Annotated in this window: 22 protein-coding genes and 3 pseudogenes; 14 read left to right on the top strand and 11 right to left on the bottom strand. The window is 71.8% G+C overall.

Going from position 1 to position 24,642, the window contains the following annotated elements; genetic code table 11:
• The first annotated feature begins 549 nt into the window (after window positions 1-549).
• The gene (locus tag ABZ659_RS33845; RefSeq protein ID WP_360228111.1) at window positions 550-813 is read left to right on the top strand and encodes a hypothetical protein; all 264 of its coding nucleotides are present in this window, start codon (window positions 550-552) and stop codon (window positions 811-813) included.
• Window positions 814-1,079: 266 nt separating this feature from the next.
• On the opposite strand, the pseudogene ABZ659_RS33840 reads toward ABZ659_RS33845, so the two are convergent.
• Both ABZ659_RS33840 and ABZ659_RS33835 read right to left on the bottom strand, forming a co-directional pair.
• A pseudogene (locus ABZ659_RS33840) lies at window positions 1,080-1,736 on the bottom strand (methyltransferase domain-containing protein).
• Window positions 1,737-1,808: 72 nt separating this feature from the next.
• Window positions 1,809-2,033, bottom strand: a pseudogene (locus tag ABZ659_RS33835) (hypothetical protein); the annotation flags it as partial.
• A 152-nt stretch (window positions 2,034-2,185) separates the two neighbouring features.
• Between ABZ659_RS33835 and ABZ659_RS33830 the strand changes: the two are divergent.
• Window positions 2,186-2,848: a DUF6879 family protein gene (locus ABZ659_RS33830; RefSeq protein WP_360228109.1), complete on the top strand. Its 663-nt coding sequence runs from the start codon at window positions 2,186-2,188 to the stop codon at window positions 2,846-2,848.
• A gap of 104 nt (window positions 2,849-2,952) precedes the next feature.
• On the opposite strand, the gene ABZ659_RS33825 is transcribed toward ABZ659_RS33830, so the two are convergent.
• Window positions 2,953-3,501, bottom strand: a complete 549-nt coding sequence (locus ABZ659_RS33825; RefSeq protein WP_360228106.1) for a GIY-YIG nuclease family protein — start codon at window positions 3,499-3,501, stop codon at window positions 2,953-2,955.
• A gap of 17 nt (window positions 3,502-3,518) precedes the next feature.
• On the opposite strand from ABZ659_RS33825, the gene ABZ659_RS33820 reads away from it, so the two are divergent.
• The 7 genes from ABZ659_RS33820 to ABZ659_RS33790 all read left to right on the top strand — a co-directional run bounded on the left by ABZ659_RS33820 (window position 3,519) and on the right by ABZ659_RS33790 (window position 8,067).
• Complete coding sequence (locus ABZ659_RS33820) at window positions 3,519-4,052, top strand: sigma factor-like helix-turn-helix DNA-binding protein (protein ID WP_360228103.1); 534 nt, start codon at window positions 3,519-3,521, stop codon at window positions 4,050-4,052.
• Window positions 4,049-4,276 carry a hypothetical protein gene (locus tag ABZ659_RS33815; RefSeq protein ID WP_360228100.1) on the top strand — a complete coding sequence of 76 codons (228 nt, stop codon included), beginning with the start codon at window positions 4,049-4,051 and terminating at the stop codon, window positions 4,274-4,276. Before ABZ659_RS33820 ends, ABZ659_RS33815 begins: the two co-directional genes overlap by 4 nt.
• 373 nt (window positions 4,277-4,649) lie before the next feature.
• A complete protein-coding gene (locus tag ABZ659_RS33810) occupies window positions 4,650-4,853 on the top strand; it encodes a cold-shock protein (RefSeq protein WP_319157284.1) in 204 nt (67 codons plus the stop codon).
• Between the two features lie 260 nt (window positions 4,854-5,113).
• The gene (locus ABZ659_RS33805; protein WP_360228098.1) at window positions 5,114-6,562 is read left to right on the top strand and encodes a DEAD/DEAH box helicase; all 1,449 of its coding nucleotides are present in this window, start codon (window positions 5,114-5,116) and stop codon (window positions 6,560-6,562) included.
• Between the two features lie 148 nt (window positions 6,563-6,710).
• Window positions 6,711-6,944: a CBS domain-containing protein gene (locus tag ABZ659_RS33800; protein ID WP_360228116.1), complete on the top strand. Its 234-nt coding sequence runs from the start codon at window positions 6,711-6,713 to the stop codon at window positions 6,942-6,944.
• A 6-nt stretch (window positions 6,945-6,950) separates the two neighbouring features.
• On the top strand, window positions 6,951-7,223 hold the full coding sequence (locus tag ABZ659_RS33795) for an SCO5918 family protein (RefSeq protein WP_360228095.1): 273 nt from the start codon (window positions 6,951-6,953) through the stop codon (window positions 7,221-7,223).
• Between the two features lie 493 nt (window positions 7,224-7,716).
• Window positions 7,717-8,067: a MerR family transcriptional regulator gene (locus ABZ659_RS33790; protein ID WP_360228092.1), complete on the top strand. Its 351-nt coding sequence runs from the start codon at window positions 7,717-7,719 to the stop codon at window positions 8,065-8,067.
• Between the two features lie 332 nt (window positions 8,068-8,399).
• Here the strand turns inward: ABZ659_RS33790 and ABZ659_RS33785 are convergent, their stop codons facing one another.
• Both ABZ659_RS33785 and ABZ659_RS33780 read right to left on the bottom strand, forming a co-directional pair.
• Window positions 8,400-8,909 carry a DUF1269 domain-containing protein gene (locus ABZ659_RS33785; RefSeq protein WP_360228089.1) on the bottom strand — a complete coding sequence of 170 codons (510 nt, stop codon included), beginning with the start codon at window positions 8,907-8,909 and terminating at the stop codon, window positions 8,400-8,402.
• A 106-nt stretch (window positions 8,910-9,015) separates the two neighbouring features.
• Window positions 9,016-10,638, bottom strand: coding sequence for a cellulase family glycosylhydrolase (locus ABZ659_RS33780; RefSeq protein WP_360228113.1), 1,623 nt, complete (start codon window positions 10,636-10,638; stop codon window positions 9,016-9,018).
• A 351-nt stretch (window positions 10,639-10,989) separates the two neighbouring features.
• On the opposite strand from ABZ659_RS33780, the gene tgmA reads away from it, so the two are divergent.
• The 3 genes from tgmA (at window position 10,990) to ABZ659_RS33765 (ending at window position 13,104) form a co-directional block, all read left to right on the top strand.
• The gene (gene tgmA / locus ABZ659_RS33775; protein ID WP_360228086.1) at window positions 10,990-11,196 is read left to right on the top strand and encodes a putative ATP-grasp-modified RiPP; all 207 of its coding nucleotides are present in this window, start codon (window positions 10,990-10,992) and stop codon (window positions 11,194-11,196) included.
• An 18-nt stretch (window positions 11,197-11,214) separates the two neighbouring features.
• Window positions 11,215-12,165, top strand: coding sequence for an ATP-grasp ribosomal peptide maturase (tgmB, locus tag ABZ659_RS33770; RefSeq protein WP_360228083.1), 951 nt, complete (start codon window positions 11,215-11,217; stop codon window positions 12,163-12,165).
• A 426-nt stretch (window positions 12,166-12,591) separates the two neighbouring features.
• The gene (locus tag ABZ659_RS33765) at window positions 12,592-13,104 is read left to right on the top strand and encodes a glutathione peroxidase (protein WP_360228080.1); all 513 of its coding nucleotides are present in this window, start codon (window positions 12,592-12,594) and stop codon (window positions 13,102-13,104) included.
• A 123-nt stretch (window positions 13,105-13,227) separates the two neighbouring features.
• Here ABZ659_RS33765 and ABZ659_RS33760 read toward each other — a convergent pair whose 3' ends face one another.
• The 3 genes from ABZ659_RS33760 to ABZ659_RS33750 all read right to left on the bottom strand — a co-directional run bounded on the left by ABZ659_RS33760 (window position 13,228) and on the right by ABZ659_RS33750 (window position 15,509).
• Window positions 13,228-13,416 carry a DUF397 domain-containing protein gene (locus tag ABZ659_RS33760; protein ID WP_360228077.1) on the bottom strand — a complete coding sequence of 63 codons (189 nt, stop codon included), beginning with the start codon at window positions 13,414-13,416 and terminating at the stop codon, window positions 13,228-13,230.
• A 225-nt stretch (window positions 13,417-13,641) separates the two neighbouring features.
• Window positions 13,642-14,499: a helix-turn-helix transcriptional regulator gene (locus tag ABZ659_RS33755; RefSeq protein WP_360228074.1), complete on the bottom strand. Its 858-nt coding sequence runs from the start codon at window positions 14,497-14,499 to the stop codon at window positions 13,642-13,644.
• A 254-nt stretch (window positions 14,500-14,753) separates the two neighbouring features.
• On the bottom strand, window positions 14,754-15,509 hold the full coding sequence (locus tag ABZ659_RS33750) for a GPP34 family phosphoprotein (protein WP_360228071.1): 756 nt from the start codon (window positions 15,507-15,509) through the stop codon (window positions 14,754-14,756).
• 225 nt (window positions 15,510-15,734) lie between these two features.
• Here ABZ659_RS33750 and ABZ659_RS33745 point away from each other — a divergent pair, with 225 nt between their 5' ends.
• Both ABZ659_RS33745 and ABZ659_RS33740 read left to right on the top strand, forming a co-directional pair.
• Window positions 15,735-18,056, top strand: coding sequence for a D-alanyl-D-alanine carboxypeptidase (locus ABZ659_RS33745; protein WP_360228068.1), 2,322 nt, complete (start codon window positions 15,735-15,737; stop codon window positions 18,054-18,056).
• Window positions 18,057-18,202: 146 nt separating this feature from the next.
• Window positions 18,203-20,017, top strand: a complete 1,815-nt coding sequence (locus ABZ659_RS33740; RefSeq protein ID WP_360228065.1) for an MFS transporter — start codon at window positions 18,203-18,205, stop codon at window positions 20,015-20,017.
• A 20-nt stretch (window positions 20,018-20,037) separates the two neighbouring features.
• On the opposite strand, the gene ABZ659_RS33735 is transcribed toward ABZ659_RS33740, so the two are convergent.
• The 3 genes and pseudogenes from ABZ659_RS33735 to ABZ659_RS33725 form a co-directional block, all read right to left on the bottom strand.
• On the bottom strand, window positions 20,038-20,976 hold the full coding sequence (locus tag ABZ659_RS33735) for a hypothetical protein (RefSeq protein ID WP_360228062.1): 939 nt from the start codon (window positions 20,974-20,976) through the stop codon (window positions 20,038-20,040).
• Between the two features lie 65 nt (window positions 20,977-21,041).
• Window positions 21,042-23,912, bottom strand: coding sequence for a BTAD domain-containing putative transcriptional regulator (locus ABZ659_RS33730; protein ID WP_360228059.1), 2,871 nt, complete (start codon window positions 23,910-23,912; stop codon window positions 21,042-21,044).
• Window positions 23,913-23,963: 51 nt separating this feature from the next.
• A pseudogene (locus ABZ659_RS33725) lies at window positions 23,964-24,642 on the bottom strand (hydrolase); the annotation flags it as partial.

The following is a 24,642-nucleotide window of genomic DNA, read 5'->3' as shown; positions in this document are numbered from 1 at the left end:
ACCGCACCCCGCGCCATGGCCACCATCCGCAACCTCGCCATCGGCACCCTGAAGATCCTCGGAGCCGACAACATCGCCAAAACCACCCGCGCCATCCGCCACGAGCCCGAACGATCACTCGCCATCCTGGGCATCACCAACAACCCGGACACTCACGGAACTTGATCAAGCCCTGCCACCTCGACCCACCCCAGAAGGTCGCTACCTCCGGCCAACCCAGAACAGATTTGGCACACATGAGAAGGGGAAGCGCCACAAAGACGTGAGAACTGTCGAGGGCGGTTTCCCTAGGACAGACAGCTACATGCAGACGTTTCCGCAGGTCACAGCCCCGTCCAGGGAAAACTCCTAAAGCGGGTGTCGCAGGTTCGAATCCTGCCGGGGGTACCAGGAGGACGACATCTGACGTGTACGCCCCGGCTGGGTGACCGGCCGGGGCGTCCTTCGGGACGAGCGGGACCGGCGCCGCCTTCAGCGCGCGCGGCGCCGGGCGGCGGTCCTGGCGACGCTGGGGCAGGACTGCGTTCCGGTTCCGTGGGAGGTCGCCGTATGAGCACGAGCACGTCGCGTCTGCGCAGTCTCGGCCTCGACCCGGCCACCGGCAAGGAGGCCCTGGCGGTCACGCGCCCCGGCGGCCTTCTTGAGGAGCTGGCCGACGCGCACGCGCTGAAGGCCGCCGCCGTCCTGGTGACGGTCGTCGGCGCGGTGCTGGAGGTGGGGAAGGCGTCGGACGCCGAGCTCGCCGCCTTCGTCACGCCGTTGCACGCCGCGCTCGAAGAATGCGTCGGCATCATGGCGGCCGACAGGGAGTGACGGCATAGAGGTATTCCACCTTGAGGCCGGTGGCGCCCCGAGGGTTCGTCCCTGGGCGCCATCGACCCGCATCCGCCGCTGCTCCTTGACCTCAGGTCCGTATCCGGTCGTCGCCCTCCACGCCACGACCAGCAGGGACGACGCCGCATCCCGATCCGCCACGGGCGAGCTGCGTGCCGTCGAGGACATGGCAACGCAGGCGGTCTCCGAGTGACGTGCAGGTGGGAATACGACCCCAGCGAGGCGTGCGTCACCGGCGGAGTCAGTCACGGTGCGACTGCTCGTACGAGGAGCGTTCCGATGTGCCCGGGATGCGGGGCATCGAGTGTCCGGGCGTCGGCTGCGCGGAACCCAGCCCGAGAGAGCAGGCGCTCCCATACCGCCGGGCGCTAGCTGTAGCGGTAGGTGAACATCGCCTTTCCGGCGAAGCCTCCCTTGTACATGCCCTGCGGCCCGTACGCGCCGGGGATGGCCGGGGGCTGGGAGAAGAAGATGACGCCACCGGGCTTGAGCCTCTGTCGGACGAGGGGGAGGAGACGGCCCGGGTCGGTGAACCAGACGGCTCCGAAGATCGAGTAGATCGCGTCGTACAGCTCCTCGTGCTCGCTCAGATACTCCAGGACCTCGGAGCACACGAACTCCGCGCCGGTGCCGGCCCACTTCGTGGTGGTCTTCCTGACCATGACGGGAGACAGGTCGACGCCCCGAGCGGTGATGCCGCGTTCAGCGAGGTAGGCGAGGGCGCGGCCGGTGCCGCAGCCGATCTCCAGGGCGGAACGCGGGTTACCCAGTAGCTCTGGCCCGGGTCCGTGACCGGCGTACTGGGTCCAGCAGAAGCTCGGCTCCGCATCGTCCTTGAAGGCGGAAGCGGCGTAGGTGTCCCACAGCTCCGTCTCGGCGGCGATGTCGTGTTGTGCGGGCAAGGCGATTCCTCTTCGCAAGGGTCGGCCCCTGTCCTCCCAGGGGCCGAGGACAGGGGCCAGGGTAGGGGCCGTTCAGTGGCTGTCGGGGACCTTGTTGTCACACGGCGAGCAGTCCGTGCCGTCGATCGCCCACAGCTCCTCGTCGACGTCGAAGCCGATGGACTTCAGGAAGTCCGCCGTGCGCAGGCACAGGCCGTCGCGCCGACGCTCGATGAACGGGGCGTGGTGCTTGTAGCGGCCCTCGTTGTACACCTCGCAGAGGGCCCACCACACCGGTGTGTCGAGGATGAGCTGGTGGTGTTGATGGCCGCCATGGAAGTTGCGCGAAGTTGTTTGACTACCCGGCGAGGTTGCGCAAGGTTGCTGATACGAGTGAACGGCACCCCCACCGGAAGACGCCGACCTCGGGGAGGCTTGGGAGATCAGTCCCCCAGCAGAGGGACGTGATCATGGCCCGACGACTGCGTTTCAACGGCACGGGCAGCGGCGTCAACGGGTGTCCGTCCCTTCACGAAGACCTCGACACGGGCGACGTCATCGTGCACGGCCCGGCCCTCACCGAGGCTGACGACGTCGCCCAGCTCAAGCACCTGAACGAGGGGGAGGTGCCGATCGTGGTGCCACGGGAACTGCTGGTCGACTTCGCGCCCGCGGAGGTCACTCGCGTGCCGCACATCATCGGGCTGGATGATTTCGACCGGCTCTTCACTCAGTTCGAGCACACGGCTTGGCGCCTGGAGAGCCGCCGACGGTACGCGTCCGACGAACACACGGACCCATACGCGCCGTTCACCCGTGGAGAGCCCGTCAACTGGGCGGGCATCGACGCTGAGTGGTGTGCCGAGCGTCGCGAGCAGACCGGGCTCGGCAAGCGGTTCGAACGTGTCCGCATCGTCGACAACCCACCGACGGCCGGCCAGCTCTATCTGCTCGACAACGCGCGCCGCAACAGCGCCGTCGGCGAGAACTGGCACGCCGAGTTGTGGATCGACGACGAAGCCGGCGTGGACACCTACCTGCGCACCTGGAAGACGCTCCGGGAGTCCGCGGTGTACGGCGCCGACGCGCATCACCTCATCAGTGCAGCACGACGGACGTTGCGCTCACGTTGAAGCCGATGTCCAGCGAATGCTCGTGCGCCTGCCGGGCCTTGTCGAGGTCGAGGTCGATGCCGTTCTTCTGCTCGCCCAGGCGCTGGCGGTGGACTGGGGGCCCGCTACTCGACTGGCCGAGGACCAGCACTCTTGTAGTACCGAGCCCGCGCCTCCCTCACTGCGGCAAGCGCGCCACCCTCTCCCACCCCGTCGACGTTGAGCGGCGGTCCCAACCGAGAGATCAACTCCCCCTCCAACGAGAGCGGATCGGGGTGCTCGACCCACGTAAGCGCGAGGTGCTCGTGCATCCACGCGGTGAGCCGCTCCTCGTCCTCCGGGACGAGGACGACCCGGTCGGTCCACACCGTCCGGTAGCCCTCCGAGGGCATGAGCAGCCCGGCCAGCGTGCGGCGCAGCGTGGAACTGCCAGAGAGCCTCAGATGGTTCGAAGTGATCCGGCTCCGCAGCCGGGTGGCCTTGCCGAGATACAGCAGTCGGTACCCAGGGGTTGCCGAGTTGGCTGGCCCGGGAAACGGCGGGAGTACGCTCGGCGGCGCCCACCAGGCGTACAGGCCCGCGGCCCGCGGCAGCGCGACCGCCGCCTCGGACAGCAACCGCGGTGCGGTGAACAGGGCTTCGGTGGTCCGCAGCACGGCCGTTTGCTCCGACATGGTCGCAGGATAGAGCCATGGGCAGAGGGCTCTCCTCGAAACCTGCGAGTCCGCTCCGCCGAGGTGATGCGTACGCGCACGCGAAAGTCGAGCGGTGCTCATGGTTTCGCGAGACGCGACCCTACGTACCCCTTGTGTTGAGTTGGATACCGGGAGTGTGCTTGGCGTACGCGGTCGCGGTCCAGCACCTCGCGCCGCACCCACGGGCCGTGCCCATCCTGCGGGACGTGCTCGATCGGCCGGCGAAGGACGTCGCGGAGATCCTCGGGAACTCCGTCAACTCCGTGAACAGCGCGTTGCAGCGGGCCCGCACCGAGATGCGCGAGCACCTGCCCGCCGAGCGGCAGGACTGGACCGGCGGCGAGCCGGACCCGGGGACACGCGAACTGGGTGCGCCGCTACACCGACGCCAGCGTGGCCACCGACATCCCGGCGCTGGCCTCGATGTGGTGGGACGACGTCCGGTGCTCGATGCCGCCCACGCCGGACCTGCCCGTCGGCCGCGACGCGGTGGTGAAGGACTGGGTCGAGGGGGGAGTTCGAGGGCATGAAGAGCCTGCGCGGCGTCCCCACCTCCGTGAACCGGCAGCCCGCCGTCGCCTACTACCTCCGGCTGCAGGGGGACGGCGCGTACCTGCCCCTGACGGTCGACGTCCTGCGCGTCAGCGGCGGGGTGATCACCGAGCCCGTCACGTTCCAGGCCGCCCGGTTCCGGCAGCTGGGGCTGCCGGAACGCCTGGTGGGGGAGGCGCAGCGGGCATCGTGTGGGGTGTGACCTTTGTCGCGGCAGCCGTATCCCGGTGCGTTCGGTGCCGTGTCGCGCGCTGACGGCTGCGGTCGGCGGTGCGGCGTCCGTCAGGGGAGGTCATGGGCGCGGGGCGGGAGTGCACGACAGGAAACGCCGCGCCCCGGACGAGCAATATCTGTGTCCGCGGCATCAGAAATAGGGTGCGGGGCGTGGCGAGTATTCCCCGAATGTTCGACCAGCAGCGAATTTGCGAGCGCGCAGGAACGATCGCACCGTGCTACTGTCGATCTCAGTTGCAGGTGTGGTTGCCAGAAGGTTCATTTCCTACGGGGTAATCATCACGGCGACACGGAGTTCGCACAGGGCGAATTCCCGATCCCGCCTCCGAAGGAGAAATGACATGGCTACCGGCACCGTGAAGTGGTTCAACGCGGAAAAGGGCTTCGGCTTCATCGAGCAGGACGGCGGCGGCGCCGACGTCTTCGCGCACTACTCGAACATCGCCGCCCAGGGCTTCCGCGAGCTGCAGGAAGGCCAGAAGGTGTCCTTCGACGTCGCGCAGGGCCAGAAGGGCCCGACGGCCGAGAACATCGTTCCCGCCTGACACCTGCGCTGACGCGTACTGCATAGCTGGGGCCCGCACCTCTGGGGTGCGGGCCCCAGCTACCTGCTTTTCAGGGGGCGTGGCCGGAGTCCGCACTCCGCGAGCCGACCGGTGAGGTATTTCCCGTCGGCTCGCCCCGCCCCCCGTTGACACACCACCCCGATTGACACGCCACCCCTTTGGCTCGTCTCGAAATTCTCTGCGCCGCTCATCTGCTGCGGGAATTCCTTGTCGCGTGCCCCCTCAAGGAAGGTTTCCCCATGCAGCGTGCCCGCACGTACCGCACCTCCCGCCCGTCCCGCCCGAATGACCGTTTCGGAGGACGCGCCGGCCAGGGCGAGTTCGCGCCGCCGAAGACGGTCACGCCCGCGCTGCCCGCCGTCGAGTCGTTCGCCGAACTCGCCATGCCCGCGCGGCTGCTGGCCACGCTCGGCCACGAGGGCGTGACCGTACCGTTCCCGATCCAGGCGGCGACCCTGCCGAACTCGCTGGCCGGTCGTGACGTACTCGGCCGTGGTCGCACCGGCTCGGGCAAGACGCTCGCCTTCGGTCTCGCCGTACTGGCCCGTACCGCGGGGCGGCGGGCCGAACCGCGGCAGCCGCTCGCGCTCGTCCTCGTGCCCACCCGCGAGCTGGCCCAGCAGGTCACCGACGCGCTCACCCCGTACGCCCGCTCCGTCAGCCTGCGGCTGACCACCGTCGTCGGCGGGGTGTCCCTCGGCAGGCAGGCCAGCGCGCTGCGCGCCGGGGCCGAGGTGGTCGTGGCCACGCCGGGGCGGCTCAAGGACCTCATCGACCGGGGCGACTGCCGTCTGGCCGACGTCGGCACCACGGTCCTCGACGAGGCCGACCAGATGGCCGACATGGGGTTCATGCCGCAGGTCACCGCCCTGCTCGACCAGGTACGGCCCGACGGGCAGCGGATGCTCTTCTCCGCCACCCTGGACCGCAACGTCGACCTGCTGGTCCGGCGCTACCTGACGGACCCGGTCGTCCACTCCGTCGACCCGTCGGCGGGCGCGGTCACCACGATGGAGCACCACGTCCTCCACGTGTACGACGCGGACAAGCACCAGACGACCACCGAGATCGCGGCGCGGGACGGTCGGGTGATCATGTTCCTCGACACCAAGCACGCGGTGGACCGGCTGACCAAGCACCTGCTGAGCAGCGGTGTCCGCGCCGCGGCCCTGCACGGCGGGAAGTCCCAGCCGCAGCGCACCCGCACCCTGGCCCACTTCAAGAGCGGGCATGTGACGGTCCTGGTGGCGACCAACGTCGCGGCGCGCGGGATCCACGTCGACAACCTCGACCTGGTCGTCAACGTGGACCCGCCGACCGATCACAAGGACTACCTGCACCGCGGCGGCCGTACGGCCCGTGCGGGCGAGTCCGGCAGCGTCGTCACCCTGGTGACCCCCGACCAGCGGCGCGGCATGAGCCGTCTGATGAGCACGGCGGGCATCACCCCGCAGATCGCGCGGGTGCGCTCGGGCGAGGCGGAGCTGAGCCGCATCACGGGCGCCCAGGCCCCGTCCGGTGTGCCGGTCGTCATCACCACCGGGCCGGAGGTGGAACGTCCCCGCGGCGGGTCCTCGTCGTCCCGGAACCGTCGGGGCCGCAGGAGCTACAGCGGCCGGGTCCAGGCCACCGGTGAGGCGGCGCGCCGCGGGGCGCGGCGGGGGTCCGGCGTCGGCTCGGCCGCCTAGGACCGTGGCGACCACCAGCCCGTCCCTTTCCCGGCAGGAGGCAGTCATGACGACCACCCAGGCACGGCACCCGGCAGCGGATCGCCCGCCGTGGCCCGTGGCGGACGACGGCAGGCAGGACACGTCCGGACCCCGGATCCGTGACGACATGACGGTGGAGGTGGCGCTGTCCCTCATGGCGGGGGCCCGTGTCGACCATCTCGTCCTGTGCGACGGGGACGACCAGAGCACCGGCCTGGTCACCCTGGCCCGGCTCACCGTGCTCCGCGGCAGCCCCATCTACACGGACCGGGTCCGCCTACGGGACGTGCTCGCTCCTTCGGCTCGTTCCCGTTCGGGTTCTCCCGCTTCCTCCCCCTCCCCGTCCCCCTCTCCCCTGTGAGGCGTCATGCGCTGTGTCATCGCCCGGTTCCCGTTCGAGCTGACCAAGAGCGGGGTGCTGGCCTCGATGAAGGGCGTCACTCCCGAGGTCGTCGTGGGTGAGTCCGTGACCATCGGGCGCCGCCGGTATCCGGTCAAGCAGGTGGGCCAGACCATCACCCGCCAGGACCGCCGCGACTTCAGCAGCGGCGAGGTCGTCCGGGCCATGACCCGCCTCGGGTTCACCTGCCACGACCATCCCGACGCCCTGCCGGTGAGTGTCCCCACTCCGGAGGCGTGACCACGGGCGGGAAACCGCCGTCCAAGAACAGACGAGGGCCCTGCCGACGCGCGTCGGCAGGGCCCTCGTCGTCGTGTCGGGGAACTGAGATTCACGGACGCCAAAATCTCCTCTTGCCAGAGTAGACATTGGCTTCTGGCACGGCTAACGTTTCTCTTGTCAGAACGGTCTAGTGAGACCCGGCAGACACGAACTGGCGGGTAGAAGTACGCAAGTCGGTCGCAAGAAGGACACGAGCAAGAACGGAGGAGCAGACGCCATCAGGATCGCCCGACCGGGGAAGCTCTCCCGGTACGGGTACCGCAAGACCCCGGAATGGATGGTGGTCCCCGGTCACGCAGCCGCGATCCCCGCACCCCCGCTCGTACAGGGCCGGTTAGCGGAAACAGAAGGTCGGCAGAGCATGAGGGCCGACAGATGGTGTTTCATTTCCTTCGGGGCCTTGGTGCCGTACGGCATCAGGGCCCCTCGACGCGTTGCACAACGAGGTGACATGGCAGCAGATACCCCACTCAGCGATCGTCTGGAAGACGACGACTACCCCGCGTACACCATGGGCCGGGCCGCCGAGATGCTCGGGACCACCCCTGGCTTCCTCCGCGCCATCGGCGAGGCCCGTCTCATCACTCCGCTGCGTTCGGAGGGTGGACACCGCCGGTACTCCCGCTACCAGCTGCGGATCGCCGCTCGCGCCCGCGAGCTCGTCGACCGGGGAACCCCGATCGAGGCGGCGTGCCGCATCATCATCCTTGAGGACCAGCTTGAGGAAGCCCAGCGCATCAACGCCGAGTACCGTCGTGCCGCGAGCGAGGCGCTGGAGAGTTCCGGACCCGGGTCGGGCTGACCACCTGACGCGGACCCGTACCCGCACCCGCACCTTCCGCGAGGCGGCCACGTCGTCGGCCCCGCCCGCGGTCGCGCACCCGAATCCGTCGACCGGGCCGGTTCGGAGGTCTGCCCCTCCCGAACCGGCCCTTCGCCGTGCCCACGGCGGTGCCGCGTCGCCGGGCGACGCCATCTGCTCCTCGTCGAAGTGCCGGGTCGCCTCCTCCCCCACCGCGTCCGGCACCGGATCGCTCCGGTGGGCGATCCTGGTCGCGTACTCCGGCTCCCGACGGCGAGGACAGGTCCGGGGTCGCCACCCGTGCATGACTCCTCACGGGCGGCGGCAGCCCGTCACGCCCGCGGTGCCCGCGGCGCCTTCGCCGCGCGCAGGCTCTCCCGCAGGTGGTCCTCGTCCTCCTGGCTGAGCGAGGTCTGCACGAGCTGCCCGCCGTACGGCGCGAGCTGCGGTACGACCTTGTCGGCGGCGGCCTGCTTGACCAGCACGAACAGCGCCGCCGCGCCGGGGCGGAGGTGCTGGCTGAGGTCCTTCATGAACTGGTCGTTGATGCCGGTGTCGGTCATCGCGCCGCCCGCCGCCCCGGCCGCCGCGCCGACGGCCGCGCCGAGCAGCGGGGCGAGGAACAGCATCCCGATCAGCCCGCCCCACACGGCGCCGCCCGCGGTGCCGACGGCGGTGTGGTTGACGGCCTGGTGCAACTTGATCCTGCCGTCGTCGCGCCGTTCGACGACCACCGCGTCCTCCAACTCGACGAGGTGCTCCCTGCTCAGCTCGAACAGCTTGTCGCGGACCTGGTCCGCGGTGGCGAGATCGTCGTAGGCGATGACGAAGAGGTTGCTCATGGGGCCGTCTCCCTGTCCCGGTTCGGCACGTTCTGCACCCGACCTTAGGGAGCGGTGCCGGGCACCGCATCTCCAGGCGGGGACGGGGAGACGGCCCTCACGGCCGTCAGCCCGCGGCGCAGGTGGTGCCGTTCACCGCGAACGTCGTCGGGGTGCCGTTCGCCGTGGTCCTGGTGCCGGTGAAGCCCAGCTGGACCGATCCGCCCGCCGGGATCGTCGCCGCGTAGGACGCGGGCGTGACCGTCACCGACTGGCCGGTCTGGGCCGGGGTGCCGCCCCACATGTTGGTGATGGTCTGGGCGTTCGGGAAGGCGAAGGTGAGGGTCCAGCCGCTGAGCGCGGCCGTGCCGGTGTTGCGGACGACCAGGTCGGCCTGGAAGCCGCCCGGCCACTCACCCACCACCCGGTAGGCGACGGCGCACGACGCCCCGGGGGTGGTGTCCCGGTCGGTGGTGACGGTCACCGTGGCGGAGCGGGGCGAGCGGTTGCCCGCGGCGTCCCGGGCGTAGACGGCCAGGGTGTAGGAGGTGGCCGGGGTCAGGCCGGTGAGGGTGACCGAGGTCGAGGTGGCGGAGGCCAGGGGGGTCTCCGAGCCGGAGCCGACGCGGACCACGTCGTAACCGGTCACGGCAACGTTGTCGGTGGCCGCGGGCCAGGTCAGGGTGGCCGAGGTGGCCGTCACCGCGGAGGCCGCCGGGGTGCCGGGGGCGGTGGGGGCCTGGGTGTCACCGGGGTTGCCGGTGCCGTACACCGTGGCCTCCTGCGACGTCTGCGCGATGCCGTTGGCGCCGTGGAAGATGCGCTCGCCCCAGCTGCTCAGGCGGCTCGGGTCGAAGTCGATGGCGAGGTCCAGGACCGGGTCGGTGTTGCCGCTCCAGGACCAGGCGAGGTAGCCGAGGTCGAGCTGCTCGGCGGTGGCCATCATGGTGTCCTCGTCGGGGTCGCCCCACTGGTCGGCCGGTCCGCCGAACTCGCCGATGAGGAGGGGCAGCCGGGCGGCGACGAAGGCGTTCAGGTAGTCGGTGATCTCCTGCGCGGTGTCGTACACGCTGTACATGTGGATGGAGAAGATCAGGTTGCCGGTCGGGTCGGCGTCGTAGACGGTCTGGGCGTTGGCGCGCATGACGCCCTGCCAGTCCTGGCCCCAGTTGGGCGCGTCGACCATGATCGTGTGCTGGAGACCGGCGGCGCGCAGCTTCTGCACGGCGGCGACGGTCGGGTCGGTCCAGCCCTCCGGGGCGGTGTTGCCCCAGGGCTCGTTGCCGATGTTGACGATGACGTAGTCCTCCTCACCGGCGAGGACGTCCTTGAGGCTGATCCAGTAGTCGGCGGCGTGGTCCAGGGTCCCGGCGGCGCTGTCCTCGCCGTAGCCGGTGGTGTCGTGGACCTCCAGGACGCAGATCAGCCGGTTGGCCTTGCAGTCGGCGACGACGGCGGCCACGTCGGCGGCGCTGTTGCGGCTCCAGCGGTAGCCGTCGCTGAGGACGACGCGGACGGTGTTGGCGCCGAGCGCCTTCACGTCGGCGAGGGACTGGGTCTCGCCCGGGTACCAGGTGTGGGCGTGGTTGACGCCGCGCATCACGAAGTCGTTGCCGTTGCCTTCGAGCAGGCGGCCGTTGGAGATGTGCAGGCCGGTCGCCGCCTGGGTCCGGGGAGGTTCGGCGGCCTGGGCGGTGGGGGCGAGGGCCCCGACGAACAGGGCGAGCAGCGCGGTGAGCGCCGTCAGCAGCGTCGCCGGGAGCGGGCGGAGGCGGGGGTGGTGGGGGCGGTCGGGGCGGTGAAGGTGGTGGGGCGTGCCTGGGGTCGTGCTCCTTCGGGTTCTCACAGCGGCTCCAGTGAGGGAGGGGGCGGGGACAGCCGTGCGTTCGGTGATTCGATCCGAGCAGCTCATGGGAGCGCTCCCATGAAGCCACCGTGCCAGGAACACGTCAACCCTTCCGGTGACACTTTCGACGGGCCCTGCGATGTGTGGGGTGTGGGAATCATGAGCACCCTTGGTGCAGTTGATGCAGAAGTGATGTCTCCCCCGACGCGGAGTCAGCAGACCCCGCGGAACCCGCAGACCCCTTGGAGGTCCCGAGTGCGGCCGTTCACCCTCCAGTACGCCTCTCCCGGCGCGGCGACGGACACGGCCCTGACCGGGAGCGCCACGCCGTACCGGTTCGACGCGGCCCGGCAGCTGAACGTCCTGCCCGACGGCCGTCCCGCGGTCAGCGACACCGCGCTGCTGCTGGCGGCCGGGACGACGGTGTCCACCGCCGGGTCCCAGAGCCACTTCGACGACTGAGACCCCGTCACCCGGACCATGACCGTACTGATCCTCACGTCCGACGAGGACGTGACCGCCGACATGGTGGTGGCCCAGCTGCACACGGTGGGCACCCCCGTGCTGCGCCTCGACCCGGCCGACCTGCCGGGCAGGGCCGCGCTCTCCGTCGAGTACCGCGACGGCGACGTCCACGGGCACCTGTCGGTCCACGGCCGCACGGTGTGCCTGGACGCCCTGCGCTCCGTGTGGATGCGCCGCCCCGGCGAACCCGCCGCGCACGCGGCGCACGCGTCCCCCTGGCTGACCGCCGAGACCCGGCAGGCGCTCTTCGGGATGCTGCACTCCTCCCCGGCCCGCTGGATGAACCATCCGCGCAGCGCCGAACAGGCGCGGCTGAAGCCGTGGCAGTTGCGCGTCGCCCACCACAGCGGCTTCGCCGTGCCGCCGACCGTGTTCACCACCACCCCGCGGCTGGCCCGCGAGTTCGCCGAGGAGCACCGCAGGGTGGTGGTGAAGGCCGCCTCGGGCCCGCCGCGCGGTGGACCCGGGCCCGCGCTGGTGCTGCCGACCACCCTCATCGGCCCCGACGCCGACTTCACCGCCGTCGCGGCCGGTCCGGCGCTGCTCCAGCGGTACATACCCAAGCGCGCCGACATCCGGCTGACCTGCGTCGGCAGCGGCCTCTTCGCCGCCCGCAAGACCGCCGAACCCGACCAGATCGACGGCCGCTACGGCGACACCGGGCACCTCTGGGAACCGGTCGCCGTGCCGGAGCGCGTCGGCGCGTCGGTACGGGAGTACGTCACCCGCGCCCACCTCGCCTACGCCGCCTTCGACTTCGCCGAGGACCTGGACGGGGTGTGGTGGTTCCTGGAGTGCAACCAGGGGGGCCAGTTCGGGTTCGTGGAGCTGGAGAGCGGGCTGCCGATCTCGGCGGCGGTGGCCCGCTGGCTGGCGGAGGAGGCGCCCCGGGGACCCGTCGGGTAGCGGATGAGGACGCGGGCTCACGGGATCGCCGGGCCGCCGGGCCGCCCACCACCCTGTCGACCTGTCCCGGCTCATCGGCGCCGCGAAGACCGACCCCCGGCGCCCGGCAGGGCCACGTCACCTGCCAGGCGGGCACCAACCTCACCGAGGCGGCCCTCGTCCCACTCCGCCGCCTGGACCGGGCCTGCGCGGGCGGCGGCTCCTTCGGCACCCCCGCCGTCGCCGCCCACGCCAAGGGGCAGCGCCAGCTCGGCTGCACCGGCGCCGAGGCCGATGCCGACGCCGACGGCATCCCCGGCAAGACCACCCTCAGCGCGCTCGGGGACCGCACGGGACTCTTCACCGCCGTCGCCTGAGACGGCACCCGGGTCCGGTCACCCCCGAGCCGCTCACCGGCGCGTCGGGCGGCACGGTTAGCATCCGCCCATGACGACGAACACCGACGGCAACGCAGCATCCGTACTCGACACCGAGATAGGCGCCTTGCAGGGCGGTTCGGCGGACCTGGGGCAGTACGCCGGGCAGGCCGTGCTCATCGTGAACGTGGCCTCCAAGTGCGGGCTGACCCCGCAGTACGAGGGCCTGGAGCGGCTGCACGAGCGGTACGCCGGGCGGGGCCTCACCGTCCTCGGCGTGCCGTGCAACCAGTTCATGGGGCAGGAGCCCGGAAGCGCCGAGGAGATCGCCGAGTTCTGCTCGGCGACGTACGGCGTGACGTTCCCGATGACCGAGAAGGTCGAGGTGAACGGCGCGGGAAGGCATCCGCTCTACGACCGGCTGACCGGCTTCGCCGACGCCGGGGGCCACAGCGGGGACGTGCGCTGGAACTTCGAGAAGTTCCTCATCGGGCGGGACGGCCAGGTCGCCGCCCGGTTCGCGCCGCAGACCGAGCCGGAGTCGGCGGAGGTCGTGGCGGCCGTGGAGCGCGCGCTGGGCTGACGGCCCCGCACACGCCGGACACGCACGGAGCCCCCTCGGCTAGGACGGCGGACTGGTCGAGAGGGCTCTTCGGTGGTGCGTGGTGGTGACTTCGCTCGTTTACGCCTTGACCTACGGCCCGAGCTACTTGACCGAGGCCACGAAGGTGTTCCACGCGTCGGCCGGGAAGCCGAGGGCGGGGCCCGCGGGGACCTTGGAGTCCCGTACGGCCATCGCCTGCCGGACCGGGGACTTGACCTCGACACAGGCGCCGTTGCCCTGGGAGTACGAGGACTTGACCCACGCGTCCGTCGCGCCCTGCTTGATTGCCATGTTCGCTCCAGTTTGCCGGTTGCTGTTAGCGGTTGCTGACTTGCCGAGTGCGTGCCCGGTGCGCGCACCAAGGGCTTGGATCGCGCCAACCTTCGTGCGTGATTGGCGTGATCGACGCTACTCGCCAACACCGGGGTCCGGAGCGACTATTCACTCGACTGGATGGCATATTCCAGGCGGGTCTTCCATCTCCACCAGGTGATCGTGTACCGTGCGGCGCTTCACTCAGCGCGCGTACTCTTTCGCCACGTTCGAGATGAATTCCCGGGTCTGCTCGACATTGAGGGCCTGCGCCCGGAGATGCTCGTACATCACGGCGTATTTCTGGACGTCCTGCGCCTTTTCCAGATAAAGGTCGCTGGTCACGCCCTCGATGTAGACCACGCTCGAATCGGCCGCGTCCGGGAACTCCAGGATCGCGTACTGCCCGCTCACCCCGGGGTGCGCGCCCATCGAGAACGGCATCAGCTGCACCGTCACATGCGGCAGCTGCGACGCCTCCAGCAGGTACTCCAGCTGCTCGATCATCACCTGCCTGTTGCCGACCTCCCGGCGCACCGCCGCCTCGTCGACCACCGCCCACAGCCGCAACGGGTTCTCCGCGGCGGAGACCCGTTCCTGCCGACGCATCCGGACCTGCACCCGTTTCTCGATGTCGGCCGGGGTCGCCTCCGCCAGCGCGCCAGTGATCAGCGCCTCGGCGTAGGTACGGGTCTGGAGCAGACCGGGCACCACCTGCGGGTCGTACACGCGCAGGCTCGCCGCGTCCGTCTCCAGGCCGATGTAGACGCTGTACGGGATGTCGCCGAACGAGTGCCACCAGCCCTGCTGGCGGGAATCCTTCGCCATCTGCATGAGCGAGTCGACGATCCGGCGGTCCTCCACCTCGTAGACCCCGCACAGGTCGCGCACGTCGCGCTGGCTGATGCTGCGGCGGCCGTTCTCCAGACGGCTGATCTTCGACTGGGACACCAGCAGGCGCTCGGCGACCTCCTCGGCCGTCATGCCCTTGAGTTCGCGCAGCCTGCGCAGCTCCTGGCCCAGCCGGCGACGCCTGACTGTGGGATTGACATTGGACGCCACGGGACGTGCACCTCCGGCTGCGGGCCTCAGTTTGCCACTTTGCGTATCTGCTGTTGAGCAGACTGCCACCAAGGTGCTTCTTACCGCTGGAGAACCATCGATATGCGGCGGGTACACGCCAGTTAGAAGACGCGACCGCGCGGGGCGGCGGGACCTGACGTGTCACACACGTCCTGTCCCACCGCCCCGCGCGGACCGCTGCGGCTCCCGAACCGGGTCTGTTGGGTGCGGCGGTGCGTGCCGTGGACCGCGGCTCAGTGCGCCACGGCGCGCGCCATCCCGCGGCGCGGCTGCGCCGGAACGCCACGGGCGGGTTCCGGAGCCGGCCTGGCGCCGGGTCCGGGCTGGCGGCCCGGTCCTGGTGCCGGGTTGCGGCGCGGCTGGGCCGCCACGCCGTTCTGGACGTCCATCACGGCGTGCGCCACGAGGCCGCCCATCGGGTCGTGCCTGATCAGGTCCCGCAGCCGGGAGCGGGACGAGCGTCCCTCGTTCCCCGGATACAGGTGCTTGCCCAGTCCGACCGCGTGCGCCAGTGCGGCGAGCGCCGCCGTCCGCGGGTCCGGCGGTACACCGGTCCGTATCGCGGAGTCCAGCCGGGCCCTGATCTCCCGGCTGATGGCGTTGTCCGTCGCCTGGTAGCGAGTGGTCGGCAGCACCCCGCACATCTGGCCCTCCACGGCATGCACCATGCCGCAGCGCTCCAGGTGCGAGAGGTACGTCTGACGGAGCCCCAGCCGGGGTCCGCCGATCCAGTGGACCGCACGCACCGGTGCGCCGCGCCTTCGCAGCAACTCCAACGCGCAGTCCAAAGTCGGATCTCCTGTCGGCCGTGGTACGACCACGGCGATACGATCCCCGTCAGGGGCTATCCGTCCGGCCAGCGCCAGCTCCACTAGCTGTGCTCCGGCCAGACCGAGGTCGAGCGACTGCGGCTGTGCAGTGGTACCCGTGGCCGGGTCCAACGCCAGCAGCAGAAGCTCCTCCGGAAGTGTTCTGCGGCTCCTGCCCATCCATGCCTCCCCGCGTGGATGAATGACAGGGTGACCCCTCTCACATCTGTCTGTCGAGGGTGCGTGACCTGTTTGTAGTGGAACCAGTAGGTATGTCGTTCTCGTCTACCGCTTGGGGCAGGCCCGCACACAGGACACTGGTACACGGTTCGGACAGGTCTGTGAGTGGTGGTCCGGGCGGCGGTTCCACGGTTTTCGGGTAGGCGCACGGAGAACGTGCGGCGCATGGAGGAGGCATCGGTGGCGGGCGAGTCCCCCGACAGGTCGAAGCAGCGCGAGTCGTCGGAAGAACCGACGTCGGGGAGCGCGGGTCCGGTTCCCGGGGCGCGGGACGAGTCCCCCGATCCCCGTCTCGCCGTCACCCGGGAGGAGCCTTCCGGGGGGCGCGCGGATACGGCCACCCAGGTGCTCTCGGTGAAGGACACGCCGAGGTCCGTCGACGCCGACAGCAACGCGGGCGACCCCGAGGGCTCCGCCCCGCCCGACCCGACCCGCGAGGACCGGCTGCGGGCGGCTGTCGCGGCGTGGGTGACGTCGGCGGGACCGGCGGAGGGGGCGGATGCCTCCGAGGGCGGTGCGGGGTCCGAGGGAGGTGCGGAGTCCGCGGGCGGTGCGGAGTCCGCGGGCGGTGCGGAGTCCGCGGGCGGTGAGCCTTCCGACGCCGGGGCCGAGGACGTACCTGAGGACAGGGCAGAGGCTGAGGCCGAGGGGGCGGAGGAGCCCGGGGCCGAGGACGCGGCCCAAGCGGCGGCAGCCGGGGCCGGATCCGACGCGGAAGCCGTCAGCGTTCCCGACAGCGACGACAACGATGACAGCGACGAAGGTGACGGCGAACGCGGCGGCGCTGCGGCCGACGCCGACGAGGCACCGGGCTCCAGCCCGGAGGCCGACGCCGAGGGCGACGCCGACGACACCCCCGAGGACGCCGCCCCCGCCTCCGAGCCGGAGGACGGGCGCCCCCAGGCAGCCGACGCGCCCGACGACGACGCCGCCTCCGATGCCACCCCCGACGAGTCCGCCCCTGACGACCCGTCCCCCGTGGACCAGCCCACCGCCGTCTTCCAGGCCGTGCGGCCGAAGGGGCCGGAGGTCGATCAGCCGACGACGACGCTGAAGCTGGGTGGGGAGCCGTCGGCCGAGGGCGGACGGGCGAGCAAGTTCGTCGCGCTGAAGCCGCTGGACGAGCCCAGGCCGACGTCCACCGCCGAGGGCACCGCCGTCGTCCCGCAGATCGGTCCGGAGCGCACGGCGCAGCAGCCGCTGCCGCCGAAGCCGCCTCTGGACCTGCTGGCGGAACTGACGAACACGCCGCCGCCCCCGGCGACCCCGCTGCGGACGTTCGCGCGACGGGTGAAGATCTGGACGCCGCTGGTGCTGCTGCTGGCCGTGGTGTTCGCGATCGTGCAGGCCCTGCGCCCGCTGCCGACGCCGACGCTCACCCTCACGGCCGACGACTCGTACTCCTTCGAGGGCGACTTCGAGGGGCTCCCGTGGCCGAAGGAGGGCCAGGGCGCGATGGACGTCGCCGGGATCGGCACGATGGAGAACTTCGGCGAGCAGAAGCCGGTCGCGATCGGGTCGGTGGCCAAGGCGATGACGGCGTACGTCATCCTCAAGGAGCACCCGCTGAAGGCGGGTGAGGAGGGGCCGGAGATCGAGGTCGACGCGCTCGCCGAGAAGGAGGGCGGCTACGACCAGACCGGCGGCGAGTCCACGCTCAACACCGTCAAGGAGGGCGACAGGCTCACCGAGCGGCAGGCCCTCTCGGCGATCATGATCCCCTCGGCGAACAACATCGCCCGGCTGGTGGCCCGGTGGGACGCCGGTTCCCAGGAGGCGTTCGTCAAGAAGATGAACGACGCCGCCAAGGAACTCGGCATGACGAACACCACGTACACCGACCCCTCGGGGCTGGAGGGGACCACGGTCTCCACCGCCGTGGACCAGGTGAAGCTCGGCAACGAGCTGGTGCGCATCCCGGCGCTGGTGGAGATCACCAAGCTGCCCAGCTGGAAGGACCCCTCCGGGCAGGACTGGCGCAACTGGAACACCCTCGTCCCGTACGACGGCGCCATCGGCATCAAGACCGGCACCACCACGACGGCCGGGGGCAACCTGCTCTTCGCCGCCACCAAGGACGTCGACGGGGAGACCGTCACCGTCGTCGGCGCCATCCTCGGCCAGCACACCGCGCCGATCATCGACACCGTCAACGCCGTCAGCAAGACCGCCGTGCTCGCCGCGCGGGAGCGGCTGGCCTCCGCGCAGATCCTGAAGAAGGGCGACGTCGTCGGGTACGTCGACGACGGACTCGGCGGGCGGACCCCGGTCGTCGTCACCGAGGACGTGCGGGCGGTCGGCTGGGCCGGCCTGGAGGTGGACCTGTCGTTCGACTCCGACGACGTGCCGCACTCCGCGAAGGCGGGCACGAAGCTGGGCACGCTCACCGTCGGCGACGGCAGCGGGGGCGCGGTCGAGGTGCCGGTCGCCCTGCGGGACGACCTCGCGGAACCGGGCTTCACGGCCAGGCTGACCCGCGTCGCCTGACCCGTCGTTCCCCCGCCCCGCTGGCGGGTGCCTCATCCGGGCGCCCACCGGCGGGGCGTCTGCTAGCGTCCGAAACGGGACACGTCGCCGAGAACCAGCGCCGAGAACAGCGAAGAAGAGAAGACGGGACACGGGGAGTGCCTCAGGTGGTCACTACGGAGCCGACACCCGCCGGCGACGCCGGTCCGGGCCCGGAGAACGGCCCGCGAATAGGCGCGCCCGCCGGGCCCGCCCGCCGCACTGTCCTGAACGAGCTGGGCGCCAGACTCTCCCGGCATCCGGTCCTCTCCCTCACCGCGCTGTCGGGCACCCTGCACATCGTGTGGTTCTTCACCTTCGCGAACAGCGGGGGCGACCTCGCGGCGCAGGACGCCTGGGCCGAGTTCGTCGGACGGCACCCCGACTCGGCGTACAACCTCGCCTGGTACGGCGGTATGCACCCGGTGTCGTACAGCGTGGTGTCGCCGTACCTGATGTCGGTGCTCGGCGTCCGTACGACGATGATGATCGCCGGGACGGTGTCGGCGGGGCTGCTCACGTTGGTACTGCTGCGCAGCCGGGTGGTGCGGAACCCGCTGTGGGCGGCGCTCGCCGGGGTGTTCGCGCTGCTGTGCAACGCGGCGTCGGGGCGGGTGACGTTCGGCCTGGGGATGATGTTCGCGCTGGGCGCGGTCGCCGTGGTGTTCTGCTGGCCGTACCGCTGGCGCTACAAACGCTGGGCGAAGGCGCTGTGCGCGGCCCCGCTGGCGGCGCTCGCGACCATGGCGTCGCCGGTCGCCGGGCTGTTCGTGGGGCTGGTGGCGGTGGCGCTGTTCCTCCAGAAGCGGCGGCCGGGCGCGTGGGCGCTGGGGCTGGCGCCGAGCGCGGTGGTGGCGGTGTCGGCGTGGATGTTCCCGTTCTCCGGCACCCAGCCGATGCCGTTCCCCTCGACGATCCTGCCGCTGCTGTCCTCGGTGGCCGTCTACTTCTGTGTGCCGCGCGAGTGGAGGACGGTGCGGATCACGTCCGCCGTGTACGGGCTCTCGGTGCTGCTGGTGTGGCTGATCAGCTCGCAGATCGGGTCGAACATCACCCGGCTGCCGATGCTGTTCGCCGGGGTGGCGCTGGCGGCGGCGCTGCCGTTCGCGGTGGAGCGGACCCTCAAGTGGTACGCCGTCGTGCTGTCGCTGGCCGTGTGCACCGTCTGGATCGGCTTCAAGTCCGTCGACGACGTGGTGCACACCACTCCGACGGCGTCCTGGGCGCGGGAGCTGGCGCCGCTGGTCAACGAGTTGCAGGAGGTCGGCGCGGAGAAGGGCCGCGTGGAGGTGGTCCCGGCCCGCTCGCACCGGGAGGCGTCCGCGCTGGCGCCGTACGTGAACCTGGCCCGCGGCTGGAACCGGCAGGCCGACATGGAGCGCAACCCCCTCTTCTACGACGACACCCTCAACTCGGCGAACTACCACGAGTGGCTCAAGCGCTGGGCGGTGCACTTCGTCGTGCTGCCGAAGGACGAGCCGGACGGTGACGGCGGGCACCGGGAGCGGGACCTGGTGCAGCGCGGGCTGCCGTACCTCCAGCAGGTCTGGGGCGACGCGAACTGGCAGCTGTTCGCCGTGACCGACCCGGCGCCGCTCGCCGACCCGCCCGCCACCGTCGACCGTGCCGAGCAGGGCGGGATGACGGTGGAGGTGCAGGAGCCGGGGCGGGTGCTCATCCGGGTGCCGTACTCGCCGTGGCTGGGGCTGGTCGACGCGGACGGCAAGGGTGTGGAGCCGCCCCGGGAGACGGACGCCTCCAAGGAGCGGGCCGAGGGCGAGCCGAAGGTGTTCGAGAACCCCCACGGATGTCTGATGGAGGCCGAGGAGGACGTGCACGGCGACAAGTGGACGGTCCTGCTCGCGCCGCGGGCGGGCGTGTACCACCTGGGCGCGCCGTACCAGCTGCCGCGGGGGACGCCGTGCCCGGAGGAGCTGCGCTGACGTCTCCGCCGGGCGCGCGGCTACTTGCCCTTCCGCTGCCGGGCCGGGGCCGGTCGCCGGGTCGTGGCCGTGCTCGGCCGGGAGTGGCTCGGTGACGGCGGGGCGGCGGAGTTCCCCAGCGGGGAGGCGAGCCCCGCGCGGTCGGAGACCGGGGAGACGGGCGTGGCGAAGGTGGAGAGCGGGCTCACCAGGGCCGGGTCGCCGACGGCGGGCGTCGACGGTCTGGTGGGGGTTCCGGAGGCCGTGCTGTTCGAGCGGCTGACCGGTTGCGGGCCCCGTTCGAAGTCCGTCGCGGCCCTGGTCCGGGCCGCGTCCAGGGCCTTGTCGACCTCTCCGCCCTGGTGGAACGCGGGTCCCGGGTCGAGGGGGAGCAGCGTGGGCGCGGCGTCGCGCCGGGACGGCTCCGCGGGGTCGGGGCGGTCGGCGGCGTCCTTCCGTAGCCGCCCGCGGTCTCCGGACTCGTTCGCCTTCGCCCTGAGCAGTTCCCTGCCGTAGGCGTTGTTGGCGTACATCGCCGCCACCGGCATCCGGCCCGCCTGGAACTCCTTCCACAGGGCCGTGTCCTTCTTCTTGTGCCTCATCAGCTCCCGCAGCACCGCGTCCTCGAACAGCTCGCGTTCGACGCCGCCGAGCGCCAGCATCCGGGTGCCGAGGTCGGCGAACTCCTCGTTGTTCCGCCGCTCCCTACGGGACTCCCGGGGCGCGGCGCCGGACCTGTTCCCGTACGCGTTCCCGGCCGCCGGGGCCGCGGACGCGGGCGAGCCGTCTCCCCCGCGTCCGCGGCCCCGCAGCCGACGCCAGAGCTGGCGCAGCACGTCCAGCAGGGCCTGGCCGGGCCCGCGCTCCGGTGCGTGTTCCCGGCGCAGCATCCGCCGGGCGCGTCGTCTCGCCCGGACCCGCTGGACCAGCGACGGCCGGTCGCCGCCACGCTCCTCGGGACGGGGGTTGGCATCGGCCACGGTGCCCCTCGTTTCCTGGTCGACGGAGCTGACACCGACGACAACGGGCCCCCGGGGCGGACGGTTCATCCACCGGCGCCCAGCTCGCGCAGGCTCGCCCGCATGTCGTCGGCCTCCGGGTGCCCGGCCTCCGCCAGCAGCGTGAGCGCCCGGCGCCAGGCCGTACGGGCCGCGTCGAGGTCGCCGACGGCGCGGCAGGAGGCGCCGAGGTGCCGCAGCACGTCGGCTTCGAGGTAGTGGTCCCCGATCTCCCGGAACAGCGCCGCCGACGCCTCGAAGCACCCGATGGCCTCCCGGTCCCGGCCCAGGTGGTGCAGGGCGTAGCCGAGGGTGTCCCGGGTGGACGCCTCGCCGTACGCCTCTCCGATCCCGTGGTACAGGGCGATGCCCCGCTCGCACCGCTCCAGGGCCCTCTCGTGCTCGCCCATGAGGATGTACGTCCAGGCGACCTGGTTGAGGACCCCGGCCTCCCCGCTGACGTCGTGCCCGGCCCGGTACAGCTCGCCGACGCGGGCGAAGTGGGCGAGCGCGACGTCGTACGCCCCCGTCTTGTTGGCCCGGTAGGCCAGGGCGCGGTGGGCGTGGGCCTGGCCGGGGGTGTCGCCGGTCTCCTCGAACAGGGCCAGCGCGTCCTCCTGGTACGCCAGTGCCCGGTCGGCGTGGCCGAGCTGGGCGTGGGCGAAGCCGAGGCCGCACAGGGCGTACGCCTGTCCGGTGAGGTGGCCCGCGGACCGGGCGGCGTCCAGGGCGACGCCGTTGATCTCCATGAGGTCCTGCCAGAAGCCGAGGCGGTTGAAGTAGACGTCCAGGGCGTAGGCGGTGCGCCAGGCGTGGTCGTCGTGGCCGTGGGCGGCGGCGTGTCCGACGACCGCCCGCAGGACGTACCGTTCCGCGCGCAGCCAGGCCGTCGCGTCCGCGCGGTCGGTGAACCGGCGGGGCGCGCTGTCCGTTGTGGCGGGCGGGGGCGGGAGCATCTGGCGGAACGGGTCGAGGGCGGAGGCCGCGTGGTGGGCGGTGTGGAGGTAGTGGTCGTACATCCGCAGCAGGGCCTGCCCGCGCTCGCCGTCGGTGTCCTCGGCTTCGGCGGCCTCGGCGGCGTAGGCGCGGAGCAGGTCGTGGAAGACGAACCGGCCGGGGTCCCGTTCGGTGAGCAGGCTGGCGCCGGTCAGCTCGGTGAGGAGGGCGCGGGCCCGGCCCCTGGGGACCCCGGCCAGCGCGCTCGCCGCGGCGGTGCCGATGTCGGGGCCTGGGTGCAGGGACAGGCGGCGGAACAGGTCCGCCGTCGCGGGCGGCAGCGCCTGGTACGACCAGGAGAAGACGGCGCGGACGTCGGTGCCGACCTCCCCGCCGGTGAACGCGTCCAGGCTGCCGTGGCTCTCCTTCAGCTCGGCGGCGATGTCGGTGAGCCGGAACTCGGGGTGGTGCGCGGCGCGGGCGGCGACGACGGCCAGGGTCAGCGGCAGCCGGGCGCACAGGGCGACGATGTCGTCGGCGGCGGCCGGTTCGGCCTCGACGCGGGCGGCGCCCAGTCTGCGGGCCAGCATCTCGCGGGCCTCCGCCGCCGTCGGCGGGCCGAGGGTGAGCGGGTGGGCGCCCTGTCCGGCGACCAGTCCGCTGAGCCGGTTGCGGCTGGTGACGACGGTCAGACAGCCCGGGGTGCCGGGCAGCAGCGGCCGCACCTGCTCGGTGTCGCGGGCGTTGTCGAGCACGATCAGGACCCGGCGGTCGGCGAGGACGCTCCGGTAGAGGGCGGCCTGCGCGTCGAGACCGTCGGGGACGGCGTGCGCGGCGGTGCCGAGCGCCACGAGGAACGCGGTGAGCGCGTCGGAGGGGTCGAGGACCGAGCCGTCCCGGTCGTGTCCGCGCAGGTTGACGAAGAGGCTGCCGTCGGGGAAGCGGTCGGCGACCCGGTGGGCCCAGTGCACGGCCAGGGTGGTCTTGCCCGCCCCCGCCATCCCGTCGACCAGGGCGATCACGGCGGCGTCCGGCTGCCCTTCGGTGGGCAGCAGGCGGGCTATCTGGTCGAGTTCGCCGCGGCGTCCGGTGAAGGTGGGCAGGTCGGAGGGGAGTTGGGACGGGCGGGTGGTCCGCGCCGGGCGCGGTGGGTGCGCGCGGGCGGCGGCCGTGCGGGTCTGCGCGCCGGTGTCCGGGGACTCTCCGGCCAGCACGCGGGCGTGCAGGGCCCGCAGGGACGGGCCCGGCTCGATGCCGAGTTCGTCGACGAGGGTACGGCGGGCGGTCGCGTAGACCTCCAGGGCCTCGGCCTGCCGCCCGCCCCGGTACAGGGCGAGCATCAGCAGCTCGCAGACGTCCTCGCGCAGCGGGTGCGCGTCGCGCAGGGCCAGCAGGTCCGGGACGACCGCGGCGTGGTGGCCGAGTGCGAGTTCGGCGCGCAGCCAGGACTGCTGGGCGTCGAGGCGCAGCGCCGCCAGCCGGGTGCGTTCGGCCTGCGCGTACGGCCCCGGCACCCCGGCCAGCGCGGTGCCGCGCCACAGGTCGAGCGCGGTGCGCAGCAGTGGGGCGGCGGCGCCGTGGTCGCCCGCGGCGCGGTGCCGTTCGGCCCGGCGTACGTGGTCCTGGAAGTCGTCCAGGTCGCTGGTGACCGTGCCGGTCCCGCGCAGCGCGTACCCGTCGCCGAGGGAGACCACGGTCCGGGGTGGGCTGCCCGGTTCCCGGTCGGGCTCCAGCAGTCCGCGCAGGCGTGAGACGTAGGTGCGCAGCACCGGCACCGCGCCGGTCGGCGGGTCCGCGTCCCAGACGCCGTCGACCAGGTCGGCGAGGCTGACGGCCTGCCCCCGGCGCAGTAACAGCAGGGTCAGGACGGCGCGTTGCTGGGGTGACCCGAGCGCCAGTTCGGTGTTCCCGTGCCAGGCCCGCAGCGGTCCGAGCAGTGCGAAACGCAGGGCGTGCGCGGCCGGGGGGTCGTAGGCCTCCACGGTCGGGACCCTAGCGACTGCGGTGGCGCGGGGGGCACCGCGTCGTTCACCTCACACCGTGAATCGGACAGCGCGGAGCCAGAGGTCCTCGTCCAGGGTGCCGCCGAAGACGTAGCCGCCCGGTTCGTCGCACTTCAGGCCGTGCCAGCCCTGCGTCTGGACGTTCGCGTTGGCACAGACGACGCCCTCACCGACGTTGACGGCGAAGCCCAGAAGATACGGGGCGTCCTTCTTGGTGGTGTGGACGTAGAGGTCGACGCCGTCGACCACGCCGGGCCACGGGGTCTGCCACCAGCCCTTCTCGTGCCGGTAGGCGTTGGCCGAGGTGCCCTTCGTGCCGGACACCGCGAAGTTGAGCGACCTGATCTTCTTCTCGCCCTTCACCACACCGGCCGTGGCGCCGTCGCACACCGGGCGCTGCCAGCCGGTGCCCTCGACGAAGGCGCGGTAGCAGATGTGGCGCCCCGGTTCGCGGGCGGCGAGCTTGGAGACCGCGAGCGCGGCGGTGGGCGGGGTGGGGTCGGCGGTGGGAGTGGGGGTGGGCTCGGGTGTGGCGGCCGGCGTCGGCGTGGCGGGGGCCTTCGGTTGCCGCTTCCGGGACTTGTCCGGTTCTGGCTCGGACTTGTGCTTCGGGGTGGGTGGGGGTGGGGTGTAGGCGCGGGAGGAGAGGGTGGGGGTCACCGTCACGGGGGTGGGGGGCGTGCTGGGTTCGAGGCTGACGGAGGGTTGG

This window comes from Streptomyces sp. NPDC006997, assembly GCF_040635175.1.
In the GTDB taxonomy this organism is placed as follows: domain Bacteria; phylum Actinomycetota; class Actinomycetes; order Streptomycetales; family Streptomycetaceae; genus Streptomyces.
This window is presented reverse-complemented; position numbering and strand designations above follow the sequence as displayed.

Excerpts from the sequence above, each read along its gene's own strand:
- ABZ659_RS33845 (WP_360228111.1), top strand. The coding sequence starts at position 550 with ATGAGCACGAGCACGTCGCGTCTGCGCAGTCTCGGCCTCGACCCGGCC.
- ABZ659_RS33830 (WP_360228109.1), top strand. The coding sequence starts at position 2,186 with ATGGCCCGACGACTGCGTTTCAACGGCACGGGCAGCGGCGTCAACGGG.
- ABZ659_RS33825 (WP_360228106.1), bottom strand. The coding sequence starts at position 3,501 with ATGTCGGAGCAAACGGCCGTGCTGCGGACCACCGAAGCCCTGTTCACC.
- ABZ659_RS33820 (WP_360228103.1), top strand. The coding sequence starts at position 3,519 with ATGGGCAGAGGGCTCTCCTCGAAACCTGCGAGTCCGCTCCGCCGAGGT.
- ABZ659_RS33815 (WP_360228100.1), top strand. The coding sequence starts at position 4,049 with ATGAAGAGCCTGCGCGGCGTCCCCACCTCCGTGAACCGGCAGCCCGCC.
- ABZ659_RS33810 (WP_319157284.1), top strand. The coding sequence starts at position 4,650 with ATGGCTACCGGCACCGTGAAGTGGTTCAACGCGGAAAAGGGCTTCGGC.
- ABZ659_RS33805 (WP_360228098.1), top strand. The coding sequence starts at position 5,114 with ATGCAGCGTGCCCGCACGTACCGCACCTCCCGCCCGTCCCGCCCGAAT.
- ABZ659_RS33800 (WP_360228116.1), top strand. The coding sequence starts at position 6,711 with ATGACGGTGGAGGTGGCGCTGTCCCTCATGGCGGGGGCCCGTGTCGAC.
- ABZ659_RS33795 (WP_360228095.1), top strand. The coding sequence starts at position 6,951 with ATGCGCTGTGTCATCGCCCGGTTCCCGTTCGAGCTGACCAAGAGCGGG.
- ABZ659_RS33790 (WP_360228092.1), top strand. The coding sequence starts at position 7,717 with ATGGCAGCAGATACCCCACTCAGCGATCGTCTGGAAGACGACGACTAC.
- ABZ659_RS33785 (WP_360228089.1), bottom strand. The coding sequence starts at position 8,909 with ATGAGCAACCTCTTCGTCATCGCCTACGACGATCTCGCCACCGCGGAC.
- tgmB (WP_360228083.1), top strand. The coding sequence starts at position 11,215 with ATGACCGTACTGATCCTCACGTCCGACGAGGACGTGACCGCCGACATG.
- ABZ659_RS33765 (WP_360228080.1), top strand. The coding sequence starts at position 12,592 with ATGACGACGAACACCGACGGCAACGCAGCATCCGTACTCGACACCGAG.
- ABZ659_RS33760 (WP_360228077.1), bottom strand. The coding sequence starts at position 13,416 with ATGGCAATCAAGCAGGGCGCGACGGACGCGTGGGTCAAGTCCTCGTAC.
- ABZ659_RS33750 (WP_360228071.1), bottom strand. The coding sequence starts at position 15,509 with ATGGGCAGGAGCCGCAGAACACTTCCGGAGGAGCTTCTGCTGCTGGCG.
- ABZ659_RS33745 (WP_360228068.1), top strand. The coding sequence starts at position 15,735 with ATGGAGGAGGCATCGGTGGCGGGCGAGTCCCCCGACAGGTCGAAGCAG.